Here is a 17,171-nt window from a genome sequence, read left to right as displayed (position 1 = left end):
GTGCGCCTGCCCGGGCGGAGCGGGAGGCCGTCTGCGACGCGTGGCCGGTACCGTACATCGATCGTGCCCGCGCCGGGCATACGCCTGGGACAGAGACCAGTGTCAACGCGGGGGTGAGAGAGCTCGGTGGAGACCGTCGGACCGGAAACGGGTGATCCTGTGAGTGTCGGCCTACCCGCCGCGGGGCAGCGCCGCCGGCTCGCCCTGGCGGGCGTCCGCGGCTCCGTCGCCAAGGGGCGTGACTTCACGCGACAGGCCCTGCGCGACTGGGGCTGGTACGGGACCGAGACCGCCGAGGACACCCTGCTTCTCGTGTCCGAGCTGCTGACGAACGCGTCACTGCACGCCGACGGCTGTCACGAGCTCGTCCTCACGGCCGGGAAGGTGCTGCGCATCGAGGTGTGCGACGGCTCGACGACGCTCCCCCACCCCGATCCCTCGACCCGGCGCGGCGTACCGGGCGGTCACGGCCTCCACATAGTGGAGCGGCTGTCCGATCGATGGGGTGCGGACGCGCACCCCGGCGGCAAGGCCGTCTGGGCCGAGATCGACGCCGCCCGGCTGGTGTCCGGCAGGCCCACCGGCCACTAGGGCGGGTGGACGGCGTCCCCGCGTAGTGGAGTCGTGCCCGCGGGGTATCCGCGGGACATGGAAACCTCTTCGGATCGGCCGGGCGGCACGCGGCACCCGGTGTGGGGGCGGATCGTCGTCGGCGTGGCGGTGGTCGTGGTGCTGATCGTGCTCGTGGAGCGCTTCAGCCTGGTTCCGGCGTTCGGCGGCCTCTTCGGCCACGACACCCGGGACCGGTCGGGTCCGGCACTGCTCAAATCGGTCCAGGACATGGACCGTTACGAGGGCGCCGTCGGCAACTTCCAGGTGGTCGTGGACCTAGAGGAGGACGCGCCCTTCCTGCCGGACGCGATCCGCGGGACCCGCACCCTGTACGTGGGCGCGGGCACGGTCAGCGGCTACGTCGACATGGGCGGGCTGGACGAGCGCAGCGTCACCGTGAACGAGGACCGCACCGCGGCCACGATCCGGCTGCCGCACGCCGTACTCGGCCCTGCGACCCTCGACCCGAACCGCTCGTACGCGGTGTCGAAGCAGCGGGGCCTGCTGGACCGGATCGGCGACCTGTTCTCCGACAACCCGGCCGGTGAGCAGGCCGTGCAGAAGCTCGCCGCACAGCACATCGACGAGGCGGCCCGCACGGCGGGCCTGGCCGAGCGGACCGAGAAGAACACGACGTCGATGCTGGAGGGGCTGCTCGGTTCCCTCGGCTTCCGCGACGTGGTGATCGCCTACGGCTGACCGGCTCCGGGTCGCGCGCCCGCGCGAGCCCGCACCCTCGGCCGTGCCCGCGCCGTACCGGCGCATGGCCGGTCCGGGGCCGGGTAGCCGCGCCTTCGAGACGTCCGGACGGGCCCCCGCGCCTCGGGGGCGCGGGACGGCCGACGACGCGGAAAGGATGCGCATGTCGCACGTCGAGGAGTATGTCGAGGTCAACGTGCCGGTACGCACGGCCTACAACCAGTGGACGCAGTTCGAGGACTTTCCCGCCTTCATGGAGGGGGTCGAGCGCGTCGACCAGCGCAGTGACACGCTCACCCACTGGGTGACGAACGTGGGTGGCGTCCGGCGCGAGTTCGACGCGCAGATCACCGAGCAGCTCCCAGACCGGCGCGTGGCGTGGATGACGGTCGATGGTGAGCCCCGCCAGGCCGGGCTCGTCACCTTCCAGCCGGTCGACGCGACCACCACCAAGGTCGTGCTGCACATGAACTGGGTGCCCGACGGCGTGGCCGAGGCCGCGGCCGACAAGCTCGGCTTCGTCAAGCGTCAGGTCACCGGGGATCTGAAGCGTTTCAAGCTGTTCATCGAGTCCCGCGGGATCGAGACGGGCGCCTGGCGCGGCGAGGTCTGATCACCATGACCAGCCAGGCGGCGAGCAGAGGTGCCCGGTCCGCGTCGCGCGGCGGCACCCTCCGGGAGGTCGCGGCACGCTGCGGCCTGGTGACGCGCGGAGTGCTGTACGTACTGATCGGGATCCTGGCCGTCCGCATCGCCTTCGGCGGGGACGGCGGCCGGGAGGCCGACCGGCATGGCGCCCTCCAGGAACTCGCGGACAAGCCCTTCGGCTCCGTCCTGATCTGGGCCGTCGGCATCGGTCTCGTCTGCATGATGCTGTGGCGGCTGTCGGAGGCCGTGTTCGGCGCGTCCGGTCCGGACGGCGACAAGCCGACGAAACGGCTCGCTTCGGCGGGCCGGTGCGTGTTCTACGCGGTGACGGCCTTCTCCGTCCTCGTGTTCGCCGCGGGCGGCGGCGGGCGTTCCGGTGATGAGCAGTCCCGTGACATCACCGCGAAGGCGCTGGGTCTGCCCCTCGGCCAGTGGCTGGTGGGTGCCGCGGGACTCGCCGTCGCCGGCGCCGGCGTGGTCATCGCGGTACAGGCGGCGCGGCGCCGCTTCCGCAGGCACCTCGCCATGGAGGGGTCGTGGGAGGGGTCGCGCAAGGCGGTCGGCTTCCTCGGGGTGACCGGCGGGCTGGCCCGCGGGGCCGTGTTCACGGCGGCCGGCGGCTTCGTCGTGTACGCGGCCCTGCGCTACGACCCGGGACAGGCGAAGGGAACGGACGACACCATGAGGTCGTTCGCCGGGACTCCGGTGGGACCGTGGCTGCTGGTCGTGGTGGCCGTCGGGCTGATGCTGTTCGGGGCGTTCTCCTGGGCGATGGCCCGGTGGCGCGAGGTGTGAACCCTTCCACCCGGCGCCGCGGAGCCGGGCGAGGCGGGACGGCCCCCGTGTTCAGGGCCGCCCGACCGGGGCCGGATCCGCCGGAAACCCGGCCCCGCCGTCCGTACGCCCCCGCACTCCCCCGCAGCGGTCCCGGCCGGGCCCCGTCCGGCGGATGCGCCCCGCGGGCGCATGGAGGCGGTGCGGGCGGGCACGCGTACGGAGTGAGCGACATCCCCAGCACCGGAACCGCGTCACGCCGTTCCGGCCCTCCCGCCACCGGCACCGCCACCGCCCTCGCGGCACGCACCCGCGCCCAGTTGCGGCGTACGGCCGTCCGCGTCTGGACGGACAACCTGGCCGACCACGCGGCCGCCCTCACCTACTACGCCCTGCTCGCGCTGCTGCCCGCGCTCGTCATCGCCGCGTCCGTCGTCGGACTGCTGGGCGGGGCGCGGCGCGACCGGCTGATCACCGACCTGACCGCGTACGCGCCACCGCAGTCGGCGCAGGTGCTCCGCGAAGCGCTGGGCGGCCTCCCCGAGGGGCATTCGATGTGGGCCCTGCTGCTCGGCGGGGTGGTGAGCGCGCTGTGGTCGGCGTGCAGTTACCTGGCGGTGTTCCGCCGCGCCCTGCACACCATGCACCGGGTGCCGGACATGCGGCGTCCGCTGCGTGCCGCACACATTCTCGTCGTCCACGCCGGGCTGCTGCTGGTGCTGCTCGTCGTGGGGGCGGTGGGCCTGGTCGTGTCCGGGCCGCCGGCCCGCTGGGCCGCACGGGCCGTCGGCGGAGCCGGCCCGGACCTCGTCCCGCTGCTGCGCTGGCCCGTGCTGCTGGTGGTCGTGACGCTCCTGGTGCTGGTGCTCTTCCGGACCGGACCGGCCCAGATCCGGGGCACCCGGCGGGGCCTGCCGGGCGGTGTGCTGGCGGCCCTGCTCTGGCTGGCCGCCTCGGGGCTCTTCACGCTCTACGCGCAACTGGACACCTACGGCCGCCTGTACGGGTCGCTGGCCGGGATCGTCGTGTTCGTGATCTGGCTCTGGTTCGCCAACCTGGCCCTGCTCACCGGCGCCCAGTTCAACGCCGAACGGGCGCGGGAGCCGGCGGCCGGGCCCACGGCCTGACCGCCGGACCGGCCGTAGGCGTTCCGGCCGCCCTACTGCTCCCGCCGGGCCCGCCGGGAGCGTCGCGCGAGTACGGCGACGGTCAGGACGCCGGCGGCCGTGGCCAGCGCGGTGCGGTGGGACCGGGCCAGGCTCGCGGCCCGGGCGGCCTTCGCCCGCACGGGGCCGCGCCGCGGGTGCCCGGTGAGCCGCCCGGAGCGGGCGGCCGTGTCCCGGACGCGGGTCGCCGTCCGCCACGCGGCGGCGAGCACGGGACCGGGCGTCCTGTCCTCGACGAGTCGCCCGACGTGCATGGCGGTGTCCCGCAGTCGGCCGGTCGCGCGTGCGACGTGCCGGCGGAGCTCCACCGGGGTCGGGACGGACGTGTCGTTCGCGTGCGGTACCAGCGTCATGGAACTGCCCTCTCCTCGGAATTGCTCTCGCGCAAAGCTCTGTTGTGCTGCTGCCCGGCAGCTGCGCGACAACGCGCCTGTACGGCATGTGAACTGACGGAGCCTGCGCTCTGCCGGGACGCGGCACGACCGTGGGCCCGAACTCGGCGAGTTCGGGCCCACGGTCGCGAAGCGGCGGGACTCGCGCCGGTCAGAGCGGCGGGAGGCCGAAACGGGTGGCGGCGTAGTAGGAGCCCAGCTCTTGCTGGTAGTCCCGGTCGCCGAGGTGCTTGTCCCGGTGGAACTCGGGTGCGTCCTTGATCTGGCCCCTGGTGCGGTCGACGTAGATCGTCCGCTCGTCGGGGTCGATGCTGACGACGGTGCTCGCGGGCAGCAGGACCTCCTTGCCGAAGATCCAGACACCGGTGTCCACGACCAGGTAGGCGTCACCGACCTCGTCGGAGTGCTTGTCCACCTTGCCGATGCCGCCGTCGGTCGCCTCGACCTTGTAGCCGGTCAGATCGGTGCCGGCCAGGTGGCCCGAGGTCGACTTGTAACTCCACACATGTTCAGTCACGCGGAAACAACTCCTCCGTTGGACGGGGGACGGCGGGGGCGCTCCCCTGCCGTCCGTCCTTCTTCGTACGTCGTGCGCGGGGTGTGCGTTCTCCCCGTGCACTCCGCCTGCCCCGCCCCCGGCACCTCATGCACGCGGCCGACGTCCGCCGCTCGCCGGACCCTATGCTGCGGGCAGGACCAAGCCGATTGAACTCGTCATATTCGACTGCGACGGCGTGCTCGTGGACACCGAGCGCATCGCGACGCGCGTCCAGGTCGCCCTCGGGGAGGTCGCCCGCGGCAAGCCGGCCCCGGACCTGTTCCTGTACGCGGCGCAGCGCATGGGCGTCGAACCGGCGGCCTGCCTGGTGGTCGAGGACAGCCGGCCGGGTGTGGAGGCGGCCCGCGCCGCCGGGATGCGGTCCCTGGGCTACGCGGGCGGGATGACCCCGGCCGGAGCGCTCGAAGGCCCGGGGACGACCGTGTTCCACGACATGCGCGACCTGCCCGGTCTCATCGCGGCGGGATGACCGGGAGGCGGGCACCGTCCGACTGCCCCGCCCGCTCCGTGGCCTCGGTTGCCACGCCCGTGAGCGGGGGCTCCGCGGTCCCTCCTCTAGAGTTCTTCCGGCCCCCTTCGCGCCCGCGACCCGCACCGCGGCGCGAACCGAACTGTCCGCGGGCCCGACCGAGGAGCAATCGTGACCGACCAGGCGTCCATATCGCTGCAGCAGGAGATCGCCCGGGACCTCCGGGTGAGCGCGTCCTTCGACGCCCGGCAGGAGATCGAGCGCCGCGTGGCGTTCCTCGCCGACCGGCTGGTCTCCACGGGCCTGCGCTCGCTGGTGCTGGGCATCAGCGGCGGTGTGGACTCCACGACCACGGGCAGGCTGTGCCAGCTCGCGGTCGAGCGGGTCCGCGCCACCGGGCGGGAGGCGACGTTCTTCGCGATGCGTCTGCCGTACGGCGTGCAGGCGGACGAGTCCGACGCGCAGCTGGCCCTGGAGTTCATCCGGTCCGACCGGGTCCTGACCGTCGACGTGAAGCCCTCCAGCGACGCGGCGCTGGAGGCGGTACTGGCCGGTGGCACGGTCTTCCGCGACGCGCACCACCAGGACTTCGTGCACGGCAACATCAAGGCCCGCCAGCGCATGATCGCCCAGTACGCGGTCGCGGGCGCGCACGCGGGCCTGGTGGTGGGCACCGACCACGCCGCCGAGGCGGTCTCGGGCTTCTTCACGAAGTTCGGCGACGGTGCGGCCGATGTGGTTCCGCTCACAGGTCTGACCAAGCGCCGGGTCCGGGCGGTGGCCGAGGCGCTGGGCGCGCCGTCCTCGCTGGTCTGGAAGACGCCGACCGCGGATCTGGAGACGCTGAATCCGGGTCTGGCCGACGAGGAGGCGCTCGGCGTCACCTACGACGACATCGACGACGTCCTGGAGGGCAAGCCCGTCGACGCGGCCGCCCTGGACATCATCGTCAACCGTTACCGGGCCACCGAGCACAAGCGGCAGCTGCCGATCGCCCCCTGACCACCTCCGGTCCCGCGCCGTCGCCGGGACGGCACCCTCTCGGAGACCGCGACCTCGCGCAGGAGCCGCCGCGTCGCGCCGCGCGGCGGGTCCTGCGCTCCCAGCAGGTGCAGGGGCTGGGCCGAGGTCAGACGGAGGTGGAGAGGACGGGGTCCTGCGGCCGGCGTGCCGCAGGGCGGGGGCTGCCGGCGACGATCAGCGCGAGCAGGACCGCCGCCGCCTCGCTCTGCAGGATCCGGGCGGACTGCTTCAGCCGGCCCGGATCGGGGACGGGAAGGGACAGCGCCACGCATTCCGGGGTCGGGCCGGCGGTGATCGGCACCGCCGCGCACACCGTGCCGACGGCGTACTCCTGGAGGTCGAGGAGGGGCGTGTTGGGCGGGCGGTCGTCGAGTTGCCGGAAGAGTGCCCGCTCACCGGTGAGCGTGTGGGTGGTGAAGGGCGTGAGCCGGTGGCGGGACAGGTGGTCCCGCCGGCCGTCGTGGTCCAGTTCGGCCAGCAGCGCCTTGCCCACCGCGGAGGCATGGGCGGCGGCGCGGAAGTCGACCCACTCCTCCACCGCGGGCGCGGCCGGACCGTCCGCGTACTGGGTGATGGCGACCTCGCCGTCGGTGTAGCGGGCGACGTAGACGGCGGCGCCGACCGCGTCCCGCACCCAGGCCAGGGTCTCTCGCAGGTGCCGGCGGCCCTCAGCGCCGTCCGTCTCGCTCAGCAGGAGGATGTGGCCGGCGACATAGGCGTCCGGTCCGATCGGCGTGGCCAGGTCGGCGCGGACGAGCTGCTCCACCGCCCGGGCGAGGACCAGCTGCGGCAGCTTCGTCTCGCGGGCGATCTGGGTCAGGTTCACGCCGCCCGAGTGCCGGTTGACGACTTCCAGGACGCGCAGTGCCCGGTGGACGGATTCCAGTGGTGCCGGGGCCGTCCGTCCCCCGGCGGACGGCGCGGCCGCACGGGTCGGCTGCGGCTGCTTCAGCGCCTCGATTTCCCACCCGTTCGCCTGCTCCGTGAGGTGCAAGGGGTTGAGCCGGGCGTTCTGCGCGACGGCCACGGCGACCTGCGGCCCCGGGGTGAAGACCTCCCCCAGGTCGGGGTGCTCCCTGCGGGGGCGCGCCATCAGGGCCTGCCGCAGGCGCGCCGGGAGCCGCAGCGGCGGCCGGCAGGCCCCGCCCGGTCCGCCGGTCAGGGACGTGAGGTCCTGGGTGGTGATGGGCGGGGACGTCCAGATGACGGAGGCCCCGAGGGCCTCTTCGAGCGCGTGGGGGATCTGCGGCAGCGGCGGCAGGCGTTCGTCGGGCGCCAGGATGTGGGCCTGGCGCTTCCAGAACCGGGCGGTCGCGACCTCGGCGCGCGCCAGGTGGTGCAGGTAGAGACAGCGGGCCGCGGTCTGCGAGCCCGCCCCCGCCGCGTACTGGAACCAGAACTGCGCGCCCTCCGTCCGGTCCGCGAGGTGGAGCAAGCAGCCAAAGAGGAGTGCCGAGTTCGCGCCGTGGGGCCAGGAGTCGACCGCCAGGGCGAGCTGGGCGAAGTCCCGGCTCTCCACGAGGCACCAGGCGAGGTCGTCCAGACCGCGGGCCGCCCGCACGTGGCAGGCCGCGTCGAGGACCAGCTCGTCGGTGTCGGCCTGGGGGGCCGGTCCGCCCGCGGCGGCGGCCGGTCCGGCCAGGGTGGTGGTTCCGGCCGCCGCGCGGGCGCGGTCCGCGGCGATCCGGCGGGCGATGCGGCGCCGCGCGGCGCCCTCGTCGTATCCGGCGTACTCCTCCGCGAGTACCGTCGCGTCCGCCAGGGACGCGTCCAGTCCGCACGGCGGCTTGTCTCGGTGGCGTGGCCTGTCGCTCACTGGTCCTTCTCCTCTCCGGGGATCCAGTCCACCCCGAGTTTGCGGGACAGGGTTCGGCGTGCGCCGCGGATGTGCGATCGGACCGTGGCCGGGGCGATCCCCATCATCCGGGCGACCGTGTCGCAGTCGTTGCCCAGCAGGAAGGCGAGCAGCACCACGTCGTACTGCCGCTCGGACAGGCCCGCGATCGCCGCGTACAGTCCGAGTTTCGACTCCAGCAGTTCCAGCCGTTCCCGCGAGGAGCGGCGCAGTGCGGCGAACCAGGCCGTCTCGACCATCGCCACCTGCCGTCCCAGGACGGCCAGCCGCCGCTCGACGTGCTCGCGCAGCACCGCCCAGGCGAAGCCGTGCAGGCTCGCCTCCTTCAGTGCCTGGCGCCATACCTTCAGCAGGAAGGTGAACACGTCGTCGACGACTTCCTCGGCGTCCTTGGGGTTCCCCAGCTGCAGGTGGGCGTAGCGCAGATAGGCACGGTGCTGCTGGGAGTGGAAGGCCGTGAACTCCACCGGCAGCACGCCGGCGAGTTCGCTGGAGACCGCACGGTATCCCGACGGATCGAATTCTCCTGCGTTCATGCGCTCCCCCACAGCTGTGCGCCGCCGTCCGTCGCAGTGGCGGGGATTCGACGGCGGCGGGCCGCGGGGGCGTTCGGCGGTCGGCCGGCGGACGGCCCTCCGGTTGCTCTCCCCGCTCCGGGCCCCGGCGGGCGCGTGCGCGCCCGCAGCACATCGATCGTGACAACGCCGACCACGGTGGTGGCCAACAGCACGAGGGCGAGCGTCTCGGCGGCATTCACGTCTGAGCGGACCTTCCCGGTGGAGTGTGGGTGGCCGGCCGCCTGCCCCCGCCCCAGCGGCCGCGGAGCGCCAGGCGCTCCCGATCACCACCCCATCGGAAAACGAGCCCGATCGTGCAAGCCGGTCCGTGGAAATCCCCGCCACGAAGCGCATTCGCCGTTCCGCGCGCCCCCGGCCCCCCGCGCACGCCCCCGATCGGATGGCTCCGTGCCCCGATCCGGTGGAACACGCACGGACGCGCCCCTCCCCGGGGCCGGCTGCCTGCATGGTGGGTCCGGAATGCGGCGCCGGGCACCCCCGCACGCGCGTCCCGTCGAGGAGGAAGGGCCGTATCCGGATGGCGTTCGCGAGGACCGTACTGCCCGCCCTGCTCTGCCTGTCGCTGACCGGGGTTCCGGCCGCGGCTCCCGACGCGGCGGCCGCGGCCGCGGGGCCGTACGACGGGCAGGTGCGCCACGAGAGCGCGCTCTTCAGCGTGAAGGCGACGAACAACGCGGCCGCACAGGAGTTCACGGTCGACGGCACCCGGCTGTCCCGGGTGAGCGTCTGGCTGGGGAGCGGTGCCGCGACGGGGACGGTGACCGCCCAGGTGCGGCGCGTGCGCTCGGACCCGGCGTCGGCGATCGCCTCGGCCACCGTGGACCTCGCCGCCCTCGGCGGCCCCGGAGCCGGCTGGGTGGAGTTCCCGCTCGGGGACACCGGGATCACTGCGGGCCGCACCTACCACCTCTTCGTCCAGGCCACGACCTCGGAGAGCGGGCCGGTCGCCTGGTACGGCACGCGGCGGGCGGTGCCCGGTTCGCTCAGCAGCTGGAACTACGACCGGGCGTACTGGGGCGGCTGGCACGCCGACGACACCGCCCGGCCGGCCTTCCGCGTCAACCCCAGCGGCGGCGAGCGGTGCGGGGAGACCGAGCCGTGCTACGTACCCTCCTCCGCTCTCGCGGCCCGTACATCGGGGCTGCTGGCCAACGGTGCGGTGACCGAGGCGGTGTCGCCGTCCTTCGCCGTCGGAGCCTCCTACGTCGCGGGGAGCAACGTGCTGCGACTGCCCTCCGGCCGCTGGCGGTACCTGCCCGCCGGGGCCACGGAGTCGGCCGTCGTCGAGGCGGACGACCCGGGCGCGCTGGCACAGGTCGAGGAGAGCCGCGCATGGCTGGCCAGAGGCCGGGTGCCAGGAGCCACCGCGCGGCAGCGGGCCGCCGCAGGGCGCGCCCTGCTGTCGATGCGGGCCCTGCTGAAGCCCAATGGCGCCTTCGCCGCGGCATGGTCCCCGCCGTGGGAGTACTCGTGGCCCCGGGACGGAGCGTTCGCCGCGGCCGCGTTCGCGGCGACCGGGCACGACGAGGAGGCGTACCGGATCCTGGCCTACGACGCGCGCACCCAGCGGACCGACGGCACCTGGGAGGCCCGGACGAAGCTGGACGGCAGCGGGCCGCCGGACGCGCGCACGTGGCAGCTGGACGGGAACGGCTGGGTGCCGTGGGCGACCTGGCAGTGGTACCAGGCGGCACCGGCCGCCGGACGGGACGAACGGCTGCGCGAGCTCTACCCGATGGTGCGGGCGGCAGCCGACTTCGCCGCCCGCTCCCTCGGCCCGGACGGGTTGCCGCCGGCGTCCCCGGACTACTGGGAGCTGGACACGACGACCGCCAACATCGGCACCGCAGCTCCCCTCCTGGCCGGGCTGAACGCCTCGGCGGACCTGGCGGCACGGCTGGGTGCGGCCGGGGATGCGGAGCGCTGGGCGGCCGCGTCGCGGCGGCTGTCCGCAGCCATCGCCGTCTCCTTCGCTCCGCTGGGGTACCAGCGGACCGTCGACGGCGAGCACGGCAGGGACAGCGCGGTGGCGTTCATGGCACCCCCGTTCAACACCGCCCCGCCCGGCCTCGGGGAGGCGCTGGACTCGACCTACCGGGCGCTGCTGTTGCCGAACGGCGGTGTCTCGCCCGGCAACGACCCCGATTTCAGCTGGGGATCGTACGCCTGGACGGCCAGCACCGCCTTCTTCGCCCTGGCCTGGGCCGGCACGGGTGAGCAGGCGAGAGCGGGCCGGGTGCTCGACTGGGTGCTGTCGAAGCGCAACGCACTCGGCGAGCTCCCCGAAACGGTGAACGCGGCCGGCCTGCCGTCCGCCGTCGCTCCGCTGGGCTGGACGGACGCGCTGGTCGTGCTCACCGTACTGGCCCTGCAGGGATCGCCCCGGCCCACTCCCCCGGCGCCCGCGCCGACGCCGGCGACCGCGGGCCGGTGAACACGTCGTTGACGGCGCGCCGGGGACCGGTCGCGTGATCGGGCGTCGGGACCCGGGTGGAGCGGCCCCGAGCCCGGCAGGCGCGCACGGTCCGACTATCCGCCGAGGGTGGTATTGCCGGTGATGGTGCCGTCCGTGCCGGACACCGTGACCGCGTGCCGGACACCGTCGGGGCCGAGGACGACAGCACGCCAGGCGCTGCCGCCGCCGTCCTGGGCGATGACGCGCAGGCTCTCCACCTTCCCGTCCTGCACCGCCGCAGCGGCCTTCCCGGCCGCGTCGCCGATGGACAGCGAGGGCAGTGGCGCCGGCGCCCGGCCGCCCTTGCCGGAGGCCTCGCTCCGCTCGGTCCGACCGGGGCCGCCGGGGAGACCGGGGACGCCGGGGTGGCCGGGAACGCCGGGGTGGCCGAACCGCTCGCGCGCCCCGGTGTCGCCCTCACCACCGCGAGCCTTCCGCGCGCGGTCCTCGTCGTGTCCTCCGCCGTGCGGCCCCCGCTGGGGCCCGTTCCCGTGGCCGGGCTCGAAGCGGAACGCGTGCGGGCCCCGCTGGGCCCGCTCGTGGTGGTGCTCGGCCAGGGCCACCGCCGCGACCCCGCCGCCCACGACCACCACGACCGCGCCGGCCGCCACCCAACGGGTTCGGCTGCTGCGGGGCACCAGACGGGACAGCGACGCGCGCTTGCGGGCGCCGGTATCGGGCGCGGTCTCGGGCAGCTGCTCGGGCGGCGGAACGGATTCAGACATACGGCTACTCCTCCGGACAGCCGGACGCGCTGCCCGGCTCGCCCCAGAGCATGCTGAGGGGATGCTGAAGCCCAGCTGAAGCCACCTGAAGACCTCTTCAGCCGGACGTCGGAAGGGCCTGCGATCCTGTTCGGCATGCGCGTACTGGTGGTGGAGGACGAACGGCGGCTCGCCCTGGCCCTGCAGCGGGGTCTGCAGTCGGAGGGGTTCTCGGTGGACGTGGCCCACGACGGGCCCCAGGGCCTGTGGATGGCCACCGAGCACGACTACGACCTGATCGTGCTCGACATCATGCTTCCCGGGCTGAACGGCTATCGGATCTGCGCGAAGCTCCGCGCCGCCGGGAACGAGTCGGGGATCCTGATGCTCACCGCCAAGGACGGCGAGTACGACGAAGCGGAAGCCCTGGACACGGGCGCCGACGACTTCCTGTCCAAACCGTTCTCCTATCTCGTGCTGGTCGCCCGGCTGCGCGCGCTCGGCCGGCGTACGGGTGGCCGGCGCCCGCAGGTGATGCGATTCGGCGACCTCGTGATCGACCCGGCCCGCCACACGTGCTCCCGCGGCGGTACCGAGGTCCGGCTGACCGCCAGGGAGTTCGCCATCCTCGAGTACCTGGGCCGCCGGTCCGGCGAGGTGGTCTCCAAGCGGGACATCCTGGAGCAGGTGTGGGACGCCGCCTTCGACGGCGACCCCAACGTCGTGGAGGTCCACGTCAGCGCCGTCCGCCGGAAGGTCGACGCGCCGTTCGGCCGAGCGGCCCTGGAGACCGTCCGGGGCGCCGGATACCGGCTGGCAGCCGACGGTGGCTGAGCCCTCCGTACCGTCGGCCCTGCTCGGGCGGGTGCGCGACGGGCTGCGCGGGCGCTTGGGCGACGGGCTGCACTCGCTCCGGAGTGCCGTCCTCGGCCGGTGGCCCGTCCTGCGCCGGCTGTGGCCCACCACGGTCCGGGCCCGGGCCACCATGGGCGCGGGCCTGGTCGTGGCCGCGGCCCTGGCGCTCGCCTCGTTCGCCCTGCTCGGCCTGTTGGAGGCCAACCTGCTGCGCAACGCGGAGACCGACGCGCGGCGGCAGGCCGAGACCGTGGCACAACTCGCCGCCGCGGGGAAGCTCGGCCGGGCCCGCCCGCCGGGCCGGGCGGTGGAGTTCGTACAGGTGGTGAGCGCGGACGGGCGGGTCCTCTACTCCAGCCCGAACCTGATCGGGGTGCCCCCGTTCCCGCCGGCGCCGCCCGGTACGCCGGGAACCCGGATGCACACCTGGCGGGTCCGTCCGGTCGACGGCGAGCACCGGCAGCGGGTCGTACAGGTCGTCACGCAGACACCGGACGGCCCGGCCACCGTCTACGCCGGTGCCTCGCTGCGCGACGCGGACGCCGCCGACGACACGACCACCGCGGCGCTCGTGATCGGTATGCCGCTGCTCCTGGCCACCGTCGTCCTCGTGACCTGGCGGGTCACCGGGCACGCGCTCCGGCCGGTGGAAGCGATCCGCGCCGAGGTGGCCGAGATCTCCGACCGGGACCTGCACCGCCGGGTGCCGGTTCCGGCCACCCGCGACGAGGTCGCCCGGCTGGCCGAGACCATGAACGCCACCCTCGACCGGCTGGAGGCGTCCGGCACCCGCCAGCGGCAGTTCATCGCCGACGCATCCCACGAACTGCGCAGCCCCATCACCGTCCTGCGCACCCAGCTGGAGGTCGCGCTGGCCGTCCGGGACCCCGAGCTGTGGCCCGAGCTGATCGGTGGCGCGCTGGAGGACATCGACCGGCTCCAGCGCCTCGCGGCGGATCTGCTGCTGCTCGCTCGGATCGACGCGGCCCAGCCCGTGGCGGCCGTGCCGGTGGACCTGGGCGCCCTGGTACGCGAGGTGCTGGAGGCCCGGCTCGGCGACCGGGTGCCGCTGCACGTGGACCTCGCGGCGGATGTCGAGGTCACCGCGGGGGCCCTGTGGCTCGGCCGGGTCGTCACCAACCTGGTCGACAACGCGCAGCGGTACGCCGTACAGGAGGTGCGCGTCACGCTGCGCACCACCGGTGGCGGGGCGGTACCGCGACGTGCCGTGCTGGAGGTCGTCGACGACGGGCCGGGGATTCCCGGCGCCGACCGGGAGCGGGTCTTCGAACGGTTCACACGGCTCGACGACTCACGCAGCCGCGACCACGGCGGAGCCGGTCTCGGCCTCGCCATCGCGCGTGACCTGAGTACGCACCACGGCGGAACGCTGACGGCCGAGGACTGCGCGAGCGGCGCCCGGCTGGTGCTCAGGCTGCCGCTGACGTCCCGGTCCTGAGCAGGGCGGCATCAGGCATCAGGGATCGGAGATCGGGATCCGAGACCAGGGTCAGCGGAGGTGACGGTGTCGGCCGTGCTTGGGCGGCCGGTCGGTCGTCAGCAGGACGAGAGCCAGGCCGAGGGGCAGCAGGAACAGCAGGAGCAGGGTCATACGGCGCTTGTGCCCAGCCTGCCGCCGGCGACACGGCCGACCTCACCGGACGACCCTCGTTCCGCCGCCCGAGGAGCGCCCGTGGGGCGTGGACGCGAGGTCCTGCCGGTGCGCAGTCCCTCGTCCCGTGCGGGGCCTACGGACGCCGCGGCCGGGTGCCGGCACATGGCGCCACCCGCACCGGGAGCGGTGGCCTCCCTCCCCACCGGGCCGCAGCTCACGGCGTGTTCCGTTCCCGGAAAATGCGGTGCGTCCGCCCCGGCCCGCTCTCTAAGCTCGCCGTACGCGCTGCCGCAGAGGCACTGCGCGCCTCGTACCGCGTCCGAAGAGAAGAGAAGGGGAGCAGCGCCATGTGCACGTACCGCAGCGCCGCCTACGCTCCCCCGTCCCGGTACGACGTGATCCCGGTGTCTCGTGGCGCCCGGTGCCGGCTGCGCGGCCGTCACCGTACACCCGTGACGCACCTCTAGGTCCGTCCCGCTCCCCGCCTTCCGTACGCCACCGCCCTGCCCGCCCGGCCCTGCTCCGGCCACGGGTGGCGGCCGTCGACGGCCGATGCCGGTCGGGGTGACGGGGCCGTCGTCAGGGACATCGCGCCGCCCTCTTCATCTCCTCACTTCATTCGAAAGGCCCCGGGCCATGCGCGCCAACGGACGCACCCGCACCTCCACTTCCCCTGCCTCTTCCCTCGGCACCCTGCGCAACCTGGGCATCCTCGCCCACGTCGACGCCGGCAAGACCACGCTCACCGAACGGATCCTGTTCGCGGCCGGCGCCGTCCACAAGCGGGGCGAGGTACACCACGGGACGACCGTCACCGACTACGACCCGCAGGAACGCGACCGCGGCATCACCATCTTCGCCGCCGCCGTGAGCTGTACCTGGGCCGGGCACCACATCAATCTGATCGACACGCCCGGACACGTCGACTTCTCCGACGAGGTGGAACGCTCGCTGCGGGTCCTCGACGGCGCCGTCGCCGTGTTCGACGCCGTCGCCGGGGTCGAACCGCAGAGCGAAGCCGTGTGGCGGCAGGCGGACCGGCACGGTGTGCCGCGGATCGCGTTCGTCAACAAGCTGGACCGGGCGGGCGCCGACCTCGACACCGCCGTGGCGTCGATCCGCCGCCGCCTGGGCGTCGTACCCCTGGTGGTACAGCTGCCCATCGGCCGCGAGGGCGCCTTCGCCGGCGTCGTCGACCTGGTGACGATGCGTGCGCTGTGCCCGCAGTCCGGCTCCGCCGGCATCGCGCCGGGGGCGGTCCCCGAAGCCCTGCGGGAGGAGGCCGGGCAGCGGCGCAGGCTGCTGGAGGAGACGGTCGCGGAGCTCCACACCGGGGCCTTCGAGGAGTTCTGCGCCGCATCGGCGCTGAGCGACTCGACCCTGGCCCGGGCCCTGCGGGAGCTGACGCTGCGCGGGGACGGTGTCGTGGTGCTGTGCGGCTCGGCGTACCGCGACCGCGGGATCGAAGCGCTGCTCGACGCGGTGGTGGCGTACCTGCCGGCGCCCTCCGACATGCCGCCGGTACGCGGTACGGCCGGCGGCGCGGAGCAGGAGCGCGCGCCCGACCCGGCGGAGCCGTTCGCGGCCCTCGCCTTCAAGGTGACGACCGTGGCGCCGGGGCGGCTCACCTACCTGCGGGTCTACGCGGGCACGCTGCGCAAGGGCGCGACGGTACTGGACGCGGCCACGGGCCGTACGGAGCGGGTGGGCCGGATCCTGCGGGTCCAGGCCGACCGGCACGAGGACAGGGAGGAAGCGGTGGCCGGCGACATCGTCGCCGTGATCGGGCTCAAATCCGCCCGGGCGGGCACCACCCTGTGCGCGCCGGGGGCGCCCCTGCTGCTCGAACCGCCCACGGTGGCCGAGCCGGTGGTGTCGGTGGCCGTGGAGGCGCGCTGCAACGCCGACACCGGTCGGCTGGCGACGGCGCTTGCGCGGCTCGCGGAGGAGGATCCCTCGCTGGTCGTGCGCTCCGACCCGGAGACCGGGCAGACCGTGCTGTCGGGGCTGGGCGAACTGCACCTGGAGGTGGCCGCGGAGAAGATCCGCCGCGGCCACGGGGTGGAGGTCGTGGTGGGCCGGCCGCAAGTCTCCTACCGGGAGACCGTCGTGCGCGGGGTGACCGGCCTGGTCCACCGGCACGTCAAACAGGACGGTGGCGCGGGCCAGTTCGCGCACGTCGTGCTGGACGTCGAGCCGCTGGAGGAGCCGGTCTTCGCGTTCCGCTCGACGGTCGTCGGCGGCCGGGTGCCGCAGGAGTACGCGCGCGCCGTGGAGGCCGGCTGCCGCGAGGCCCTGGCCGGGGGCCCGCTGGGCGGTCACCCGGTGACGGGGCTGCGCGTCACCCTCACCGACGGGGCGACACATTCCAAGGACTCCTCGGAGATGGCGTTCCGGGCGGCGGGCCGGTTCGGGCTGCGCGAAGCGCTGCGGCTCAGCACGATGGAGCTGTTGGAGCCGGTCGTGGAGGTCACGGTGACCGTCCCCGACGATGGCGTCGGGGGCGTTCTGGGCGACCTCGCGGCCCGCCGCGGCCGAGTCTCGGGACAGGCGTCCGCGGGCGGCACCGCGGTGATCACGGCGACGGTGCCGCTGGCCGAGCTGTTCGGGTACGCGTCCCGGCTCCGCGGCCGGACCCAGGGCCGGGGCGTCTTCACCACCCGGCCGGCCGGTCTGGCGCCCGTACCCGCCTCGGTCGCCGGAGGCCTGTCGGCCCGGTGACCTGCGGGCCGCTGCCGCCCTCGCCCGCCCGCCCCCGGTTTCGGGG

General features: G+C 74.2%; 15 protein-coding genes and 1 pseudogene. 11 read left to right on the top strand and 5 right to left on the bottom strand.

The window, feature by feature from the left end:
- The first annotated feature begins 159 nt into the window (after positions 1-159).
- The 5 genes from ACFW2G_RS10370 to ACFW2G_RS10350 all read left to right on the top strand — a co-directional run bounded on the left by ACFW2G_RS10370 (position 160) and on the right by ACFW2G_RS10350 (position 3,860).
- Positions 160-591 (top strand): ATP-binding protein, encoded by a 432-nt coding sequence (locus ACFW2G_RS10370; protein ID WP_384448966.1) that lies wholly within the window; start codon positions 160-162, stop codon positions 589-591.
- A gap of 57 nt (positions 592-648) precedes the next feature.
- Entirely contained in the window at positions 649-1,311 is a 663-nt protein-coding gene (locus tag ACFW2G_RS10365) for a DUF4230 domain-containing protein (RefSeq protein ID WP_384581775.1), read from the top strand.
- Between the two features lie 163 nt (positions 1,312-1,474).
- Positions 1,475-1,924: an SRPBCC family protein gene (locus ACFW2G_RS10360; protein ID WP_037922388.1), complete on the top strand. Its 450-nt coding sequence runs from the start codon at positions 1,475-1,477 to the stop codon at positions 1,922-1,924.
- A gap of 5 nt (positions 1,925-1,929) precedes the next feature.
- Complete coding sequence (locus ACFW2G_RS10355) at positions 1,930-2,754, top strand: DUF1206 domain-containing protein (RefSeq protein WP_037922386.1); 825 nt, start codon at positions 1,930-1,932, stop codon at positions 2,752-2,754.
- Between the two features lie 203 nt (positions 2,755-2,957).
- Positions 2,958-3,860: a YihY/virulence factor BrkB family protein gene (locus tag ACFW2G_RS10350; protein ID WP_384581773.1), complete on the top strand. Its 903-nt coding sequence runs from the start codon at positions 2,958-2,960 to the stop codon at positions 3,858-3,860.
- Positions 3,861-3,892: 32 nt separating this feature from the next.
- On the opposite strand, the gene ACFW2G_RS10345 is transcribed toward ACFW2G_RS10350, so the two are convergent.
- Positions 3,893-4,252 carry a hypothetical protein gene (locus ACFW2G_RS10345; RefSeq protein WP_384581771.1) on the bottom strand — a complete coding sequence of 120 codons (360 nt, stop codon included), beginning with the start codon at positions 4,250-4,252 and terminating at the stop codon, positions 3,893-3,895.
- A gap of 190 nt (positions 4,253-4,442) precedes the next feature.
- Complete coding sequence (locus tag ACFW2G_RS10340) at positions 4,443-4,808, bottom strand: PRC-barrel domain-containing protein (RefSeq protein WP_037922384.1); 366 nt, start codon at positions 4,806-4,808, stop codon at positions 4,443-4,445.
- Positions 4,809-5,076: 268 nt separating this feature from the next.
- On the opposite strand from ACFW2G_RS10340, the pseudogene ACFW2G_RS10335 reads away from it, so the two are divergent.
- A pseudogene (locus ACFW2G_RS10335) lies at positions 5,077-5,319 on the top strand (HAD family hydrolase); the annotation flags it as partial.
- Positions 5,320-5,490: 171 nt separating this feature from the next.
- The gene (gene nadE / locus ACFW2G_RS10330) at positions 5,491-6,321 is read left to right on the top strand and encodes an ammonia-dependent NAD(+) synthetase (protein WP_384448952.1); all 831 of its coding nucleotides are present in this window, start codon (positions 5,491-5,493) and stop codon (positions 6,319-6,321) included.
- A 127-nt stretch (positions 6,322-6,448) separates the two neighbouring features.
- Here the strand turns inward: nadE and ACFW2G_RS10325 are convergent, their stop codons facing one another.
- Together ACFW2G_RS10325 and ACFW2G_RS10320 are read right to left on the bottom strand one after the other, a co-directional pair.
- Positions 6,449-7,294, bottom strand: a complete 846-nt coding sequence (locus ACFW2G_RS10325) for an IclR family transcriptional regulator C-terminal domain-containing protein (RefSeq protein WP_384449010.1) — start codon at positions 7,292-7,294, stop codon at positions 6,449-6,451.
- An 860-nt stretch (positions 7,295-8,154) separates the two neighbouring features.
- A complete protein-coding gene (locus tag ACFW2G_RS10320) occupies positions 8,155-8,733 on the bottom strand; it encodes an RNA polymerase sigma factor (protein ID WP_236647655.1) in 579 nt (192 codons plus the stop codon).
- A 559-nt stretch (positions 8,734-9,292) separates the two neighbouring features.
- Here ACFW2G_RS10320 and ACFW2G_RS10315 point away from each other — a divergent pair.
- Positions 9,293-11,209 carry a hypothetical protein gene (locus ACFW2G_RS10315; protein ID WP_384581769.1) on the top strand — a complete coding sequence of 639 codons (1,917 nt, stop codon included), beginning with the start codon at positions 9,293-9,295 and terminating at the stop codon, positions 11,207-11,209.
- Between the two features lie 95 nt (positions 11,210-11,304).
- Here the strand turns inward: ACFW2G_RS10315 and ACFW2G_RS10310 are convergent, their stop codons facing one another.
- A complete protein-coding gene (locus tag ACFW2G_RS10310) occupies positions 11,305-11,955 on the bottom strand; it encodes a hypothetical protein (protein WP_384581767.1) in 651 nt (216 codons plus the stop codon).
- 135 nt (positions 11,956-12,090) lie between these two features.
- Here ACFW2G_RS10310 and ACFW2G_RS10305 point away from each other — a divergent pair, with 135 nt between their 5' ends.
- The 3 genes from ACFW2G_RS10305 (at position 12,091) to fusA (ending at position 17,125) form a co-directional block, all read left to right on the top strand.
- On the top strand, positions 12,091-12,768 hold the full coding sequence (locus ACFW2G_RS10305; protein ID WP_037922375.1) for a response regulator transcription factor: 678 nt from the start codon (positions 12,091-12,093) through the stop codon (positions 12,766-12,768).
- A 151-nt stretch (positions 12,769-12,919) separates the two neighbouring features.
- Complete coding sequence (locus ACFW2G_RS10300; protein ID WP_384449007.1) at positions 12,920-14,248, top strand: sensor histidine kinase; 1,329 nt, start codon at positions 12,920-12,922, stop codon at positions 14,246-14,248.
- A 792-nt stretch (positions 14,249-15,040) separates the two neighbouring features.
- Positions 15,041-17,125 (top strand): elongation factor G, encoded by a 2,085-nt coding sequence (fusA, locus tag ACFW2G_RS10295; RefSeq protein ID WP_384448942.1) that lies wholly within the window; start codon positions 15,041-15,043, stop codon positions 17,123-17,125.
- Positions 17,126-17,171 lie beyond the last annotated feature (46 nt).

Source organism: Streptomyces sp. NPDC058880 (genome assembly GCF_042742535.1).
Taxonomy (GTDB): domain Bacteria; phylum Actinomycetota; class Actinomycetes; order Streptomycetales; family Streptomycetaceae; genus Streptomyces.
The sequence above is the reverse complement of the archived record's forward strand: the minus strand, read 5'-3'. Positions and strand labels throughout refer to the sequence as shown.

What these genes read in the sequence shown, in the direction of transcription:
- ACFW2G_RS10315 (WP_384581769.1), top strand. Translation starts at nt 9,293, where the DNA reads ATGGCGTTCGCGAGGACCGTACTGCCCGCCCTGCTCTGCCTGTCGCTG.
- ACFW2G_RS10305 (WP_037922375.1), top strand. Translation starts at nt 12,091, where the DNA reads ATGCGCGTACTGGTGGTGGAGGACGAACGGCGGCTCGCCCTGGCCCTG.
- ACFW2G_RS10355 (WP_037922386.1), top strand. Translation starts at nt 1,930, where the DNA reads ATGACCAGCCAGGCGGCGAGCAGAGGTGCCCGGTCCGCGTCGCGCGGC.
- ACFW2G_RS10300 (WP_384449007.1), top strand. Translation starts at nt 12,920, where the DNA reads ATGGGCGCGGGCCTGGTCGTGGCCGCGGCCCTGGCGCTCGCCTCGTTC.
- ACFW2G_RS10365 (WP_384581775.1), top strand. Translation starts at nt 649, where the DNA reads ATGGAAACCTCTTCGGATCGGCCGGGCGGCACGCGGCACCCGGTGTGG.
- ACFW2G_RS10310 (WP_384581767.1), bottom strand. Translation starts at nt 11,955, where the DNA reads ATGTCTGAATCCGTTCCGCCGCCCGAGCAGCTGCCCGAGACCGCGCCC.
- ACFW2G_RS10320 (WP_236647655.1), bottom strand. Translation starts at nt 8,733, where the DNA reads ATGAACGCAGGAGAATTCGATCCGTCGGGATACCGTGCGGTCTCCAGC.
- fusA (WP_384448942.1), top strand. Translation starts at nt 15,041, where the DNA reads ATGCGCGCCAACGGACGCACCCGCACCTCCACTTCCCCTGCCTCTTCC.
- ACFW2G_RS10345 (WP_384581771.1), bottom strand. Translation starts at nt 4,252, where the DNA reads ATGACGCTGGTACCGCACGCGAACGACACGTCCGTCCCGACCCCGGTG.
- ACFW2G_RS10360 (WP_037922388.1), top strand. Translation starts at nt 1,475, where the DNA reads ATGTCGCACGTCGAGGAGTATGTCGAGGTCAACGTGCCGGTACGCACG.